Here is a 12,804-nt window from a genome sequence, read left to right on the forward strand (position 1 = left end):
GAGCGTACAACTTAAACGGCCTTGAGCGTAGATCCACTAGTTCTTTGTTGCTGTGAGTCAGTCTTCGCGAGCAAGCCCGCTCCCACATTTAACCGTGTCCAGCTTTGGAATTCGGTCGAGTGTGGGAGCGGGCTTGCTCGCGAAAGCGGTATTCCTGACGCCGCTAATTTCAGAACTTGTCGAGCGTGCGCAGCTTCTGCGGCAACGCCCATAGCAACAACGCAGCAGCGATCAACGCGGCGACGCCGATGACGTACAGGGCCGGCGTGGTGCTGCCGGTCAGGTCCTTGATCCGCCCGACCATGACCGGGCTGACGATCCCGCCGAACTGGCCAAGGGTGTTGATCACCGCGATCCCGCCAGCGGCACCTGCGCCGGCACCGGCCAGCAGTTTCGGCGGCAGGGTCCAGAAACTCGGGATGGAGGCAATGATCCCCGCACCAAGCAAGCCCAGGGCAACAATCAGGAAAGTCGTGTGATTGGCAAAGATCCCTGCGCAAAAGAACCCCACCGCGCCTGCCGCCACCAGACCCGCGACAAACTTGCGTCGCTCGCCTGTCTTGTCGGACAATCGCCCGATTACCACCATGCTGATGGCGCCGCAAATGTAGGGAATGGCGGTCAGCAAGCCGATCATCACCGGACTCTCGGTGCCGGCGCTACGGATCAGCTGCGGTGCCCAGAAATTCAAGCCGTAAGACGCTACTTGGATCAGAAAGTAAATCAGCCCCAACATCAGGAAACCCGGGATCCGCAGCGCGGCCAACAACGAGCCGCCGCTTTTGTGCGGTTCATGGTGAGCGATTCGGCTGGCGAGCAGGGTCTTCTCCGACGGCGTCAGCCAATGGGCGTCTTCGATGCGGTCCTTGAGCAAGGTCAGCACCAATAGACCGAGGCCGATGCAAGGCACGCCACCGAGCAGAAACAGCCAATGCCAGCCGCGCATGTCAAGGACGCCATCAAGGTGTTGCAACACCAGTCCGGAGAACGGTGCGCCAACCAGCCCGGCAAACGCCGACGCGAGAAACAGCATCGAGGTGATGCGCCCGCGGTAGTGCTGCGGAAACCATAACGTCAGGTAATACAACACGCCTGGCGCGAATCCCGCTTCCATCGCACCGATCACGAAGCGCAAGACGTAGAACTGCCATTCGCTGTTGACGAAGACCATGAGAGCGGTGGCGACACCCCAGGACATCATGATCCGGGCAATCCAGCGCCGCGCACCAACCTTGTAGAGCATCATGTTGCTCGGCACTTCGAAGATCACGTAACCAACCACAAACAGCCCGGCGCCGAGGCCATAAGCGGTGTCGCTCAGGCTCAAGTCGGCCTGCAACTGGAACTTGGCGAAGCTGATATTGATGCGGTCGAAAAACGCGAACAGGTAGCAGACCATGATCAATGGCATAAGCCGCCAGGCGACTTTGTGGACCAGGGCTTTTTCGGCGTCGTGGCTAACGAACGGGCTCGCGCCCGCCTCCAGAACATTGAGACTCATAGTATTTCTCCAGATGGGCTTCACGAGGGGTGCCCGATTGTTTTTGTTGTCTGGTTGAGGTGATCTGTGTGGGTGCCTTTATGTGGGAGCGGGCTTGCTCGCGAAGGCGGAGTATCAGTCGACATCAACTCTGAATGTCAGACTGCTTTCGCGAGCAAGCCCGCTCCCACAGGTTTTTCGGTGGTTTCAGGAAGGTGTGGGGTGCAGGTCGCAGTTGCGCCCGGCCTTGGCAAGTTGCCCGGGGACTTCGTGACCCAGCAGTGCCGGCAACCCTCGGGACAACTTCAGCAACAACGGCAGATCGATGCCGGTGTGAATACCCATTTCATCGCACAGGTTGACCAGGTCTTCAGTACAGATGTTGCCCGAAGCACCCGGCGCAAACGGGCAACCGCCAAGGCCGCCGAGGGCTGCGTCGAAGCGTCGGGCACCGGCCTCGTAGGCAGCCAGCACGTTGCACAGACCGAGGCCGCGAGTGTTGTGGAAATGCAGGGTCAGATCCGCCGGAGAAACCCGCTGCAAGACCCGTCGCACCAAGCGATCGACTTGACGCGGATTAGCCATGCCAGTGGTGTCGGCCAGAGTAACGCCCTGGATCCCGAGTTCCTGATAGGCGTCTACGATCTGCAGCACTCGGTCTTCATCGATCGAGCCCTCAAACGGGCAACCGAAGGTCGTGGCGATGCTGCCGTTGAGCCGCACCGGCGTACCGCGAACGAATTCGACGATCTCGCCAAACGCCCTCAATGACGTTTCGCAGCGCATCCGCATATTCGCCAGGTTGTGGGTCTGACTGGCGGACATCACCAGGTTCAGCTCATCGGCCCTCGCGTCCAGCGCTCGTTGTGCGCCTTTGAGGTTGGGGATCAATGCGACATAAATCACGCCCGGCAGTCGGGCGATCCCCTGGAACACTTGCTCACCATCACGTAGCGCTGCAATGGCCTTGGGTGAAACGAACGAGCCCGCTTCGATGCGACTGAACCCTGCCAGCGACAACTGATCGATCAGCGCAATCTTGTCGACGGTTTCAACCCAGGTCGGTTCGATCTGCAAGCCGTCACGCGGGGAAACTTCCTGAACGATCAGCGTCTGCGAATAATCGGTGATCATTGCACCACCCCTTCAGCTTTCAGCCGTTCGATGTCGTGGTCAGTCAGACCAAGTCCCGCGAGGATGCCGTTGGTGTGCTGACCCAGACTCGGTCCCGACCAGTTCACGGCACCGGGGGTCTCGGACAGTTTCGGTACGATGCCCGGCATCTTCACCGTCGCGCCGCCGGGCAGTTCGGCGCTGAGCAGCATGCCCCGCGCCTGGTAGTGCGGATCGGCAATGATATCGGCTACCGAATAGATGCGACCGGCCGGGACTTCAGCGGCTTGCAGGACCGACAGCACTTCGTCGATAGGCAGGCTGCTGGTCCAGTGAGTGATGGCTGCGTCGAGCACATTGCTTTTGGCGGCGCGGCCATCGTTATGCGCAAACTCGGGCGCTTCGGCCAGGTCGACCCGGCCAATCACCGTCATCAGGCGCCGATAGATCGGGTCGCTGTTGCCGGCAATCACCACGTAGGCGCCGTCGGCCGTCAGGTAGGTATTGGACGGCGCAATGCCCGGCAACGCTCCGCCGCTACGCTCACGAACATGGCCCAACATGTCGTATTCCGGTACCAGACTTTCCATCACGTTGAACACGCTTTCGGCCAAAGACACGTCCACCACCTGCCCACCGCCCTGACCGGTCTTGACTCGCAGCAGCGACATCAAGGCGCCGATTACCGCATGCAGCGACGCCAGGGAGTCGCCGAGGCTGACACCGACCCGAGCCGGCGGTGAACCGGGGCTGCCAGTGGTGTAGCGAATCCCGCCCATGGCCTCGCCAATGGCACCGAAACCCGGACGATCACGGTACGGGCCGGTCTGGCCATAACCGGAAATACGCACCAGCGTCAGGTTGGGATTGAGGGCATGTAACACGTCCCAGCCCAGGCCGAGTTTCTCCAAGGCACCGGGGCGCAGGTTTTCGATCAGCACATCGGCGTCGCTCGCCAATCGCTTGACCAGTTCGATGCCTTCAGGGGATTTCAGATTCAGCGCCAGGGACTTCTTGTTTCGCGATTGCAGGTACCACCACAACGACGTGCCTTCGTGCAGCTTGCGCCATTTGCGCAGAGGATCGCCCTGGCCCATGGCTTCGATCTTGATGACGTCGGCGCCAAACTCGGCGAGCATGCGCGCCGCAAACGGCGCGGCGATCAGTGTGCCAATCTCGATCACTTTGATTGCACTCAAGGGGGCAGTCATCGCGGGGTACCTCGTGTTCTTGGAATTTGAGCCAAGGCTAGAGGACCAAGGGGCAAGGAATCCAACCTTCAGTTGGCAACGATCGTTCGCGAAACGCGAATGCCTGGCTGGGGGGATTGCCGCGACCTCAAGTCAGTCTTCGCGAGCAAGCCCGCTCCCACACTGGATCAGTGTCACGCCAAAGATCAAATGTGGGAGCGAGTTTGCTCGCGAAGAGGCCGGCGCTACCCATGAAAATCTCGGCATGAAAACCTCAGGCCGGGACGCGCAACTGCTCAAACAACATCCGGCTCACCGGCGACAGCGTTGCTTCATCGCGCACCACCAGAATCAACGCGCGATCCGACCAGTCATCCGTCAGCGGCACCGCGTGCAAACCCAACGCCCGGCCAAACAGTTCATAGGCCTTTTGCGGCAGGATGCCGATGCCCATGTTGGCCTGGACCATCCGGCACATGGCATCGAACCCCGGCACATGAATCCGCAACCTCAGCACCTTGCCGGCCTTGCGCGCGGCCGCATGGGTGCGCCGGTTGATGGAACTGGCGGCGTGCAAGCCGACGTAATCGCTGCCCAGCGTGTCGGCAAACGCCAGGGTCGAGCGACTCGCCAATGGATGATCGGGCGGCATCAATACCATCAGTTTGTCCTGGCGATAAAGGACACTGTGCAGCCCTTTGACGTCACTGTCGCTGGAGCAGATCCCGAGGTCCGCCACGCCATCGAGCACGCCCTGAATCACTCCGCTGCTGGGGCGTTCTTCGAGGTCAGTCTTGACCTGCGGATGGCGCTCGGAAAAGTCCCGCAGGTCTTCGGGGAGGAACTGAATGATCGCCGACAAATTGGCGAGCATCCGCACATAACCCCGTACACCGTGGCTATGCTCGCCCAGTTCAAGACCCATTTTCTCGACATTGAACAGCATCTGCCGAGCGTGGTGCAGCAGGGTTTCACCGGCTGGCGTCAAGGTCATGCCCTTGGCCTGGCGCACGAACAGGCTGATACCGAACGCCTCCTCCAACTCCATCAAGCGCTTGCTGGCCGCCGACACCGCGATCGCTTCACGGGCGGCGGCACGGGTCAAGGTGCCCTCTTCGTGGACGGCCACAAACAGTTGGAGAGTGATCAGGTCGAGGCGGCGGATCAGGCTTTTTTGCAGCATCAGGCACTCGGTAATGTCGGCTCGGACGAGATCGCAGCATAGCGTTCTTTCCCCCCGAACCGTGCCCTGGTTAAAACGCGCTGCGGAAAATCTCCTCGATCTGCCGCTGATCCGCCGCCCGTGGATTGGTCAGTCCACAAGCGTCTTTGAGGGCGTTGCTGGCCAGCACCGGGATGTCGTTGAGCCTGGCACCGAGCTCACGTAAACCGGCGGGGATTTCCACGTCCCTGGCCAGATCGCGAATGGCCGCGATGGCTGCCTGAGCGCCCTCTTCAGGGCTGAACCCGCGAATGTCGGCGCCCATCGCGCGGGCGACATCGGTCAGGCGATCAGCGCAGACCAGCGCGTTGAAACTCTGCACGTGAGGTAGCAGCACCGCATTGCACACGCCATGGGGCAAGTCGTAGAAACCGCCCAACTGGTGAGCCATCGCGTGAACGTAGCCCAGGGACGCATTGTTGAATGCCATGCCGGCCAGGAACTGCGCGTAAGCCATGTTCTCCCGCGCGATCATGTCACTGCCGTCGCGTACGGCCAGGCGCAGGTTATTGCTGATCAAGGTGATGGCTTTGAGCGCACAGGCATCGGTAATCGGGTTGGCCGCCGTTGAGACGTACGCTTCGATGGCATGAGTCAGCGCGTCCATGCCAGTGGCGGCAGTCAGCCCTTTGGGCATGGCGACCATCAGCGCTGGGTCATTGACCGACAGCAGCGGCGTGACGTTGCGATCGACGATGGCCATTTTCACGTGACGGGATTCGTCGGTGATGATGCAAAAACGGGTCATTTCGCTGGCAGTGCCGGCGGTGGTGTTGATGGCGATCAGCGGCAGTTGCGGTTTGGCCGACCGATCGACGCCTTCGTAGTCACGAATCGTCCCACCGTTAGTGGCGCACAAGGCGATGCCCTTGGCGCAGTCGTGAGGCGAACCGCCGCCCAGAGAGACCACGAAATCACAACGACTTTCCTTGAGCAGACCCAGGCCAAGTTCGACGTTGGCAATGCTTGGATTCGGCTTGGCGCCGTCGAAGATCACTGAGTCGATGTCCTGCAATGCCAGTTTCTCGGCAATCATCGTCGCCACGCCAGCCTTCGCCAACCCGGTGTCGGTGACGATCAGCGCCTTGCGAAAACCATATTTGCGAATGGCGTCCATGGCTTCGTCAAGGCAACCGGTGCCCATGATGTTCACAGCGGGAATGAAAAACGTACTGCTCATGCGCGAGTCTCCTGGCTGAAGCCGAATCAACAGCACAGATCCGGCGGGTGCGCACAGAATCGACTCATTAGTCGTGCGGTAACTTGATCTGGCTCAAGTCCGGGTCGTGATAAAGTCGCCGTCCATCAGACCTTTTGCTTTGAGACGACAAACGCAATGACCGATTTCCAGGATGTCGATGCCCAACTTGAAGACTGGAACGCCTTGCGCACCACCGCCTCTTTCGGCGGCCTGCTGGTGGGTAACGGTGCCAGTCGTGCGGTATGGGACGACTTCGGCTACGACTCGCTGTTCGAAAACGCCCGCACCGTCGAAGAAAAGCCTCTGAGCCAATCCGAGTTGAGTGTGTTCGAGGCGATGCAGACGCGCAGTTTCGAACAAGTGCTTGGTGCGCTGAAAACCACCAGCCGGGTCAACAAGGCGTTGGCCGTCAGCTCTGCCGCACCGCGCAATCGCTATTACGCGATCAAGGAAGCGCTGATCAACACCGTGCATGCAGTGCACATCCCTTGGCGCTTGGTGGTGCCCTCGACGCTGGCGACGATCAATCAGGAGTTGGGCAGCTATCGGACGGTGTTCACCACCAATTACGATTTGCTCAATTATTGGGCGGTTCAACACCGGCCTGACGCTATTACCGATCTGTTCCAGGGCACGGAGCCGCGTTTTGACTTGAGCCTCACCGCGACCGACAAAACCCGGCTGCTGTACCTGCACGGCGGCCTGCATCTGGTGCGCAATCAGGACGGTACCGCGCGTAAATTGATGTCGACCGAAGGTACGTTGCTGGGCAGTTTCGCCATCAACAATACGATCAAGACCCTCGACGACGTGCCGCTGTTCGTCAACGAAGGCCCGACCCAGGACAAGCTCAAGACCATTCGCAGCTCAGATTACCTGTCGTTCTGCTACGACCAGTTACTGGGCCATGGCGATGGGCTGTGCATCTTCGGGCATGCCCTTGGCGAGCAGGACAGTCACATCATCCATGCATTGCGTCAGGCGAAGCCGAAGACAGCGGCGATCTCGATTTACCCGCGCAGCAAGGCGTTCATCCAGCATCAGAAGCGGCATTACATGAAGGTGTTCGAAGGGACGGGAGTGCAGCTGCGGTTTTTTGATTCGAAGACGCATGCGCTGGGCAGCCCGAAGCTGACGGTACCGGTTGAGGTTTAGTGGCGCCGAGGCCGGCCCCTTCGCGGGCAAGCCCGCTCCCACAGGAATTTGTGAACACCGCCGAACCTATATGTGGGAGCGGGCTTGCTCGCGAAGGGGGCTGAACCTTCAACGAAGATGCTGAATGTCAGACTGCTTTCGCGAGTAAACCCGCTCCCACACTGGATGTGTATTGGACTTATCAAGCGGTGTGTTTAGAGCACCGGCAAGGTCTTGTCCTTGATCACCGTGGTCGGACCGTTGGCTTTAACGCTGGCGATGCCTTTATCCCTCGCGGCATCCGATGAGTAGGACTCGCTGCTGCCGATGATCTCGTGGTTACCGGCCTTCAGGTTGAAGTAAGGATGACCGTCCTTGGTGGTTTTTTTCTCGTAGCGTTCGTCCAGCGGACTGTTGGCCTGAACCGAGGCGATACCGCCATCGGCCGCACCGCGAGAGGTGTACAGCTCACTGGTCAGAATGGTTTCGGCATTGGCCGCTTTCAATACAAACTTGAATTGACCGTTGACGGTTTTGCTCACTTCGTACCATCCAGACATGCTTCTACTCCTTGGCGATTGAGAGGTTTCGCGCTTCAGAGTAAAGACCACCTCAACCGCAAGATCAAAAGATCGCAGGCTTCGCCAGCTCCTACATGAGATTGCGTACCTCTGTAGGAGCTGGCGAAGCCTGCGATCTTTTGATGTTCAGGCCGACCGAACCACGCTCATCTGAGGCGGAGCAACCCGGCGCTGGCTCAGATACCGCATACAACTCACTCGCAAGAACGAGGCGAAATTCACCACTTCGCCGCGGTAGTCCATCACCTCTTCATACAGCTTTGCGATCAACTGATTGGTGGTCATGCCGTCGACCTCGGCGATTTCGCTGAGGATGTCCCAGAACTGGTTCTCCAGCCGCAGGGTGGTCACCACCCCGCAGATGCGCAGCGAGCGGGAGCGCGATTCGTAGAGAATCGGATCGGCCTTGACGTAGAGCTCACACATGGAAACGTCCCTCGTTACAGCGTGATTTTGGTGCCCAGCAATCCGAGAAAACCGGCCAGCCAGCTCGGGTGCGCCGGCCAGGCTGGTGCAGTGGCCAGATTGCCTTGAACATGACCTTGCGTCACCGGGATATCGATGAACGTGCCACCGGCCAGACGCACTTCCGGGGCACACGCCGGATAGGCGCTGCACTCACGCCCCTCAAGAATGCCTGCCGCGGCCAACAGTTGCGCACCGTGACACACGGCGGCGATCGGTTTGCCTGCCTTGTCGAACGCTCGCACCAGGTCCAGGACTTTTTCGTTCAGGCGCAGGTACTCCGGCGCCCGACCGCCCGGCACCAGCAGTGCGTCGTAATCTGCGGCGTCTACCTTGGCGAAATCGAAGTTCAGGGCAAACAGGTGACCGGGTTTCTCGCTGTAGGTCTGGTCGCCTTCGAAGTCATGAATCGCTGTGCGGACGGTCTGGCCGGCGGTTTTGTCCGGGCAAACGGCGTGTACCGTGTGGCCGACCATCAGCAACGCCTGGAACGGCACCATCACTTCGTAGTCTTCGACGTAATCGCCGACCAGCATCAGAATTTTTTTAGCCGCCATGGGGAAGACTCCTCTGGAAAATGCATGGGCATGCAGGAGTATTCAAGGTAGTCCTTATCCGGCAGGTCGGGTAATAACCAGCTACTACGCCGATAACCCAGGGCAGATCATTTGATTTGCGGATATGCACGGCCTATGCAGGAGCTGGCGAAGCCTGCGATCTTTTGGCGGTTCTGGAAATGCAAAAGATCAAAAGATCAAAAGATCAAAAGATCAAAAGATCAAAAGATCGCAGCCTGCGGCAGCTCCTACAGGAGCTGCGATCAGCTTAGGTAACCATCAGCCCGCAGCAGTGTTTCCAGGCAATGTTCGCTGATGTGGTAGAAATCCTTCAGTTCCTGGATCTTCACCAACAGCTGAGCCGGGTCCACCGGCTCGGCGCGTTTGACCGCCAGGATCATCTTGTTCTTGTTGGTGTGGTCCAGCGAAATGAACTCAAAGACCTTGGTCTCGTAGCCGCAGGCTTCCAGAAACAGTGCACGTAAACTGTCGGTGACCATTTCCGCCTGCTGGCCCAGGTGCAGGCCGTATTGCAACATCGGCTTGAGCAGCGCCGGGCTCTGGATCTGCAGGCGGATCTGTTTGTGGCAGCACGGCGAGCACATGATGATCGAAGCGCCGGAACGAATGCCGGTGTGAATTGCATAGTCGGTGGCAATGTCGCAGGCATGTAGCGCGATCATTACGTCCAGCTCACTCGGCGCGACGCTGCGCACGTCACCGCATTTGAATACCAGCCCCGGATGTTCCAGCTTCGCAGCGGCGCTGTTGCACAGGCTGACCATGTCTTCGCGCAGCTCGACGCCGGTCACCTCGCCCTCGGCCTTCAGGGTATTGCGCAGGTAGTCGTGGATCGCGAACGTCAGGTAGCCCTTGCCCGAGCCGAAATCCGCCACCCGCACGGGTTTGTCCAGCGCCAGCGGCGACGAGGTCAGCGCATGGCTGAAGACTTCGATGAACTTGTTGATCTGCTTCCACTTGCGCGACATCGCCGGAATCAGCTCATGTTGCGCGTTGGTCACGCCGAGGTCTTTGAGGAACGGCCGACTCAGGTCGAGGAAACGGTTCTTTTCGCGGTTGTGTTCGGAGGACGGCACTTCGCGCAATTGCTGAGGTTTGCTCTTGAACAGCGAAGATTTGCCCTTTTTGCTGTATTCGAGCTGGGCTTCGTCGGTCAATGACAGTAAATGCGCATTTTTGAACGATGCAGGCAACAGCGCAGCAATGGTCGCCACGCCTTCGGCAAGCGGCAGGTTTTTGGTGATGTCGCGGGTCTTGTAGCGATAGACGAAGGACAGGCACGCCTGATCCTTGACCGTCAGTTGCTTGATGATCAGCCGCTGCAAATCCGCTTCGCCACCGACGTACTTGGCCAGCACCAGTTTGATGAAGGCGTTCTGCTCGAGGCTGGCTTGCAGCAGGTCGATGAACTGGGCGTGATGATCCGGCGCGAGGCTGGCGGGAGTGGCGGTGACTGACATGGAAAAAAACGGCCTCGGGCGGTGCGGATCGGGGAATGGTGGGTATTTTAGGGGGGATGGAGTTCATGAACACTGTTATTTGCCAAACGGCAAAGATTCTGTGGCGAGGGAGCTTGCTCCCGCTCGGCTGCGCAGCAGTCGCAAAGCACACAACGAGGTTTATCTGATGGAGTGCGTTCACCGGTTTTGGGGCCGCTTCGCAGCCCAGCGGGAGCAAGCTCCCTCGCCACAAAAGCTGCCGAAGGTTCGGGCCGCGTTCGGACGATCTTTTGATTTAGCTCAACACCACCAACCGATTCGGCAACTCATTGCGCACATGGGTCACCGGCACATGCACCTTGAGCAATTCGCCGCAGGCCTCGATGCATGTCACAAAGCCCTGCAACGTCTGCCCCTGTTTCACCTGTTGCGTAAACGCCGCCACAATCGCGTCCCAGTTCTTGTTGTCCAGCCGTTTGGAAATCCCTTCATCCACCAGAATCTCTACATAACGCTCGGCTTCGGAAACAAAAATCAGCATGCCGGTGCTGCCCACGGTGTGGTGCAGGTTTTGCTCAAGGAACTGCCGCCGCGCCAGGTTCGACGCCCGCCAGTGACGCACCGAGCGCGGGATCAGGCGCGTGGTGACTTTCGGGATTCGGAACAGCAGGCACAACACGATGAAACTGAACCATTGCACCAGCAACAGGCTGTGCATGGTCAGCCAGCCCGTCAGGTAATGCACGATACCCGGCACCACCAGCGCCAGCAGACTGGCCCAGAGCAGCGGGATATACGCGTAATCGTCGGCGCGGGCCGCAAGCACCGTGACCAGTTCGGCATCGGTATCGCGCTCGACCCGGGCAATTGCCTCGGCGACTTTGCGTTGTTCGTGTTCAGTCAGTAATGCCATGGTTATGAATGCCTGCTCGCTATTGTTGTTTTTACCTGCAGTGTTATTACCAGCCGCCAGACGAGCCGCCGCCCCCGAAACTCCCCCCGCCGCCGCTGAAGCCCCCGCCGCCACCGCCAAAACCTCCGCCGCCGAAACCGCCTCCCGAGCCGCCACGGCCGCCGCCGCTAGGCAGAATACCGAACATCTGGCCGACGAAGATCGTCAGGATGAACAGCAACACCAGGAACACGAACAACCCCGGCGGCCGTTCAACGGCATCACTCTCCTGATCACCACGCGGTTCAAACACTGTCGACGGTTCGTCCAGCGGATTGCCGCCCAGCACCACCAGCATCGCCGCGACCCCGTCGCTGATGCCTTTGCTGAAGTTGCCGGCCTTGAACGCGGGCGTGATCACCTGATTGATGATCACCGAACTCTGCGCATCGGTCAGGCGCCCTTCCAGGCCATAACCGACTTCGATCCGCAGCTTGCGCTCGTCACGCGCGACGATCAGCAATGCGCCGTTGTTCTTGTCCTTCTGGCCGATGCCCCAATAGCGCCCCAATTGATAACCGAAATCCGCGATGTCGGCGCCCTGCAAGTCCGGCAATGTGACCACCACCAACTGCTCGCCGGTGGTTTTTTCGTGGGCGTTGAGCTGTTGCGTCAGTTGCTCGCGCACCGCAGGCTCGATCATCTGGGCGTTGTCTACCACCCGACCGGTCAACTCCGGAAACTTCAGCTCGGCCTGGACCGTGAGTGCAAACACCCAGAACACCAGAACCAAGCCTACTTTCAACATGCGCATTGGCAACCTCATCCTTGGCGACGCTTCAAGCCCGTTCCGGCGCTTACTGGAACTTCACTTCAGGCGCTTTCTCGGCACCGGGGCTGGTCGCCTCGAAGGTTTCGCGGATCGGCAGATCGCTATACAACACGGTGTGCCACAGGCGACCGGGAAAGGTGCGGATCTCGGTATTGTATTTCTGCACCGCCAGGATGAAGTCGCGACGCGCCACGGCGATGCGGTTCTCGGTGCCTTCCAGTTGCGATTGCAGCGCCAGGAAGTTCTGGTTGGCCTTCAGGTCCGGGTAGCGCTCGGACACCACCATCAATCGACTCAGCGCACCGGTCAGCTGATTCTGCGCCTGCTCGTACTGTTTGAGCTTTTCCGGATTGTCCAGCGTGCTGGCGTCCACCTGAATCGAGGTGGCCTTGGCGCGGGCTTCGATCACCGCGGTCAGGGTTTCTTGCTCATGCCGGGCATACCCCTTGACGGTTTCCACCAGGTTGGGAATCAGGTCGGCGCGACGCTGGTACTGGTTCTGCACCTGGCCCCAGGCGCCCTTGGCTTGTTCGTCGAGGGTCGGGATATTGTTGATGCCGCAGCCGGTCAGCAGTGTGGTCAGCCACATCAAGGCTGCAACCTGCAGGCTCGACCGATAGTGAAGTCGTACATTCATCTGGTTGATGCTCCCTTGCCTATTCCGTTTGATGAAACAA

The 12,804-nt window shown here is 59.5% G+C and carries 13 protein-coding genes; 1 reads left to right on the forward strand and 12 read right to left on the reverse strand.

All coding sequences use genetic code 11. The features are described from left to right. Window positions 1-169: 169 nt before the first annotated feature. The 5 genes from ABH909_RS25905 to yiaY form a co-directional block, all read right to left on the reverse strand. Window positions 170-1,501 carry an MFS transporter gene (locus ABH909_RS25905; RefSeq protein WP_429438572.1) on the reverse strand — a complete coding sequence of 444 codons (1,332 nt, stop codon included), beginning with the start codon at window positions 1,499-1,501 and terminating at the stop codon, window positions 170-172. A gap of 186 nt (window positions 1,502-1,687) precedes the next feature. Then, the gene (locus tag ABH909_RS25910; RefSeq protein WP_429438575.1) at window positions 1,688-2,614 is read right to left on the reverse strand and encodes a hydroxymethylglutaryl-CoA lyase; all 927 of its coding nucleotides are present in this window, start codon (window positions 2,612-2,614) and stop codon (window positions 1,688-1,690) included. After that, window positions 2,611-3,804 (reverse strand): CaiB/BaiF CoA transferase family protein, encoded by a 1,194-nt coding sequence (locus tag ABH909_RS25915; protein WP_429438578.1) that lies wholly within the window; start codon window positions 3,802-3,804, stop codon window positions 2,611-2,613. Before ABH909_RS25915 ends, ABH909_RS25910 begins: the two co-directional genes overlap by 4 nt. 253 nt (window positions 3,805-4,057) lie before the next feature. Continuing rightward, window positions 4,058-4,966 (reverse strand): LysR family transcriptional regulator, encoded by a 909-nt coding sequence (locus ABH909_RS25920; RefSeq protein WP_429438581.1) that lies wholly within the window; start codon window positions 4,964-4,966, stop codon window positions 4,058-4,060. Between the two features lie 70 nt (window positions 4,967-5,036). Continuing rightward, window positions 5,037-6,185 carry an L-threonine dehydrogenase gene (gene yiaY, locus ABH909_RS25925; RefSeq protein WP_429438584.1) on the reverse strand — a complete coding sequence of 383 codons (1,149 nt, stop codon included), beginning with the start codon at window positions 6,183-6,185 and terminating at the stop codon, window positions 5,037-5,039. Between the two features lie 156 nt (window positions 6,186-6,341). On the opposite strand from yiaY, the gene ABH909_RS25930 reads away from it, so the two are divergent. Further along, window positions 6,342-7,361, forward strand: a complete 1,020-nt coding sequence (locus tag ABH909_RS25930) for a DUF4917 family protein (protein ID WP_429438587.1) — start codon at window positions 6,342-6,344, stop codon at window positions 7,359-7,361. 194 nt (window positions 7,362-7,555) lie between these two features. Here the strand turns inward: ABH909_RS25930 and ABH909_RS25935 are convergent, their stop codons facing one another. The 7 genes from ABH909_RS25935 to ABH909_RS25965 all read right to left on the reverse strand — a co-directional run bounded on the left by ABH909_RS25935 (window position 7,556) and on the right by ABH909_RS25965 (window position 12,764). Next, window positions 7,556-7,900, reverse strand: a complete 345-nt coding sequence (locus tag ABH909_RS25935) for a YegP family protein (RefSeq protein ID WP_095632345.1) — start codon at window positions 7,898-7,900, stop codon at window positions 7,556-7,558. 147 nt (window positions 7,901-8,047) lie between these two features. After that, window positions 8,048-8,347 (reverse strand): ribbon-helix-helix domain-containing protein, encoded by a 300-nt coding sequence (locus ABH909_RS25940; protein WP_429438589.1) that lies wholly within the window; start codon window positions 8,345-8,347, stop codon window positions 8,048-8,050. 14 nt (window positions 8,348-8,361) lie between these two features. Beyond that, window positions 8,362-8,943, reverse strand: a complete 582-nt coding sequence (locus tag ABH909_RS25945) for a DJ-1/PfpI family protein (protein WP_008010833.1) — start codon at window positions 8,941-8,943, stop codon at window positions 8,362-8,364. 263 nt (window positions 8,944-9,206) lie between these two features. Further along, the gene (locus ABH909_RS25950; protein ID WP_429438591.1) at window positions 9,207-10,424 is read right to left on the reverse strand and encodes a class I SAM-dependent methyltransferase; all 1,218 of its coding nucleotides are present in this window, start codon (window positions 10,422-10,424) and stop codon (window positions 9,207-9,209) included. Between the two features lie 274 nt (window positions 10,425-10,698). Next, window positions 10,699-11,316, reverse strand: coding sequence for a TPM domain-containing protein (locus ABH909_RS25955; RefSeq protein ID WP_123499169.1), 618 nt, complete (start codon window positions 11,314-11,316; stop codon window positions 10,699-10,701). A gap of 46 nt (window positions 11,317-11,362) precedes the next feature. Further along, window positions 11,363-12,109 carry a TPM domain-containing protein gene (locus ABH909_RS25960; protein WP_429438594.1) on the reverse strand — a complete coding sequence of 249 codons (747 nt, stop codon included), beginning with the start codon at window positions 12,107-12,109 and terminating at the stop codon, window positions 11,363-11,365. 43 nt (window positions 12,110-12,152) lie between these two features. Further along, on the reverse strand, window positions 12,153-12,764 hold the full coding sequence (locus ABH909_RS25965) for a LemA family protein (protein WP_429438597.1): 612 nt from the start codon (window positions 12,762-12,764) through the stop codon (window positions 12,153-12,155). Between the last annotated feature and the right edge of the window lie 40 nt (window positions 12,765-12,804).

The sequence above is a fragment of the Pseudomonas sp. BS3782 TE3695 genome, from assembly GCF_050435305.1.
Classification (GTDB): domain Bacteria; phylum Pseudomonadota; class Gammaproteobacteria; order Pseudomonadales; family Pseudomonadaceae; genus Aquipseudomonas.

Bases quoted from the DNA above. Each gene is read 5' to 3' on its own strand.
- ABH909_RS25905 (WP_429438572.1), bottom strand. From the start codon at position 1,501: ATGAGTCTCAATGTTCTGGAGGCGGGCGCGAGCCCGTTCGTTAGCCAC.
- ABH909_RS25910 (WP_429438575.1), bottom strand. From the start codon at position 2,614: ATGATCACCGATTATTCGCAGACGCTGATCGTTCAGGAAGTTTCCCCG.
- ABH909_RS25915 (WP_429438578.1), bottom strand. From the start codon at position 3,804: ATGACTGCCCCCTTGAGTGCAATCAAAGTGATCGAGATTGGCACACTG.
- ABH909_RS25920 (WP_429438581.1), bottom strand. From the start codon at position 4,966: ATGCTGCAAAAAAGCCTGATCCGCCGCCTCGACCTGATCACTCTCCAA.
- yiaY (WP_429438584.1), bottom strand. From the start codon at position 6,185: ATGAGCAGTACGTTTTTCATTCCCGCTGTGAACATCATGGGCACCGGT.
- ABH909_RS25930 (WP_429438587.1), top strand. From the start codon at position 6,342: ATGACCGATTTCCAGGATGTCGATGCCCAACTTGAAGACTGGAACGCC.
- ABH909_RS25935 (WP_095632345.1), bottom strand. From the start codon at position 7,900: ATGTCTGGATGGTACGAAGTGAGCAAAACCGTCAACGGTCAATTCAAG.
- ABH909_RS25940 (WP_429438589.1), bottom strand. From the start codon at position 8,347: ATGTGTGAGCTCTACGTCAAGGCCGATCCGATTCTCTACGAATCGCGC.
- ABH909_RS25945 (WP_008010833.1), bottom strand. From the start codon at position 8,943: ATGGCGGCTAAAAAAATTCTGATGCTGGTCGGCGATTACGTCGAAGAC.
- ABH909_RS25950 (WP_429438591.1), bottom strand. From the start codon at position 10,424: ATGTCAGTCACCGCCACTCCCGCCAGCCTCGCGCCGGATCATCACGCC.
- ABH909_RS25955 (WP_123499169.1), bottom strand. From the start codon at position 11,316: ATGGCATTACTGACTGAACACGAACAACGCAAAGTCGCCGAGGCAATT.
- ABH909_RS25960 (WP_429438594.1), bottom strand. From the start codon at position 12,109: ATGCGCATGTTGAAAGTAGGCTTGGTTCTGGTGTTCTGGGTGTTTGCA.
- ABH909_RS25965 (WP_429438597.1), bottom strand. From the start codon at position 12,764: ATGAATGTACGACTTCACTATCGGTCGAGCCTGCAGGTTGCAGCCTTG.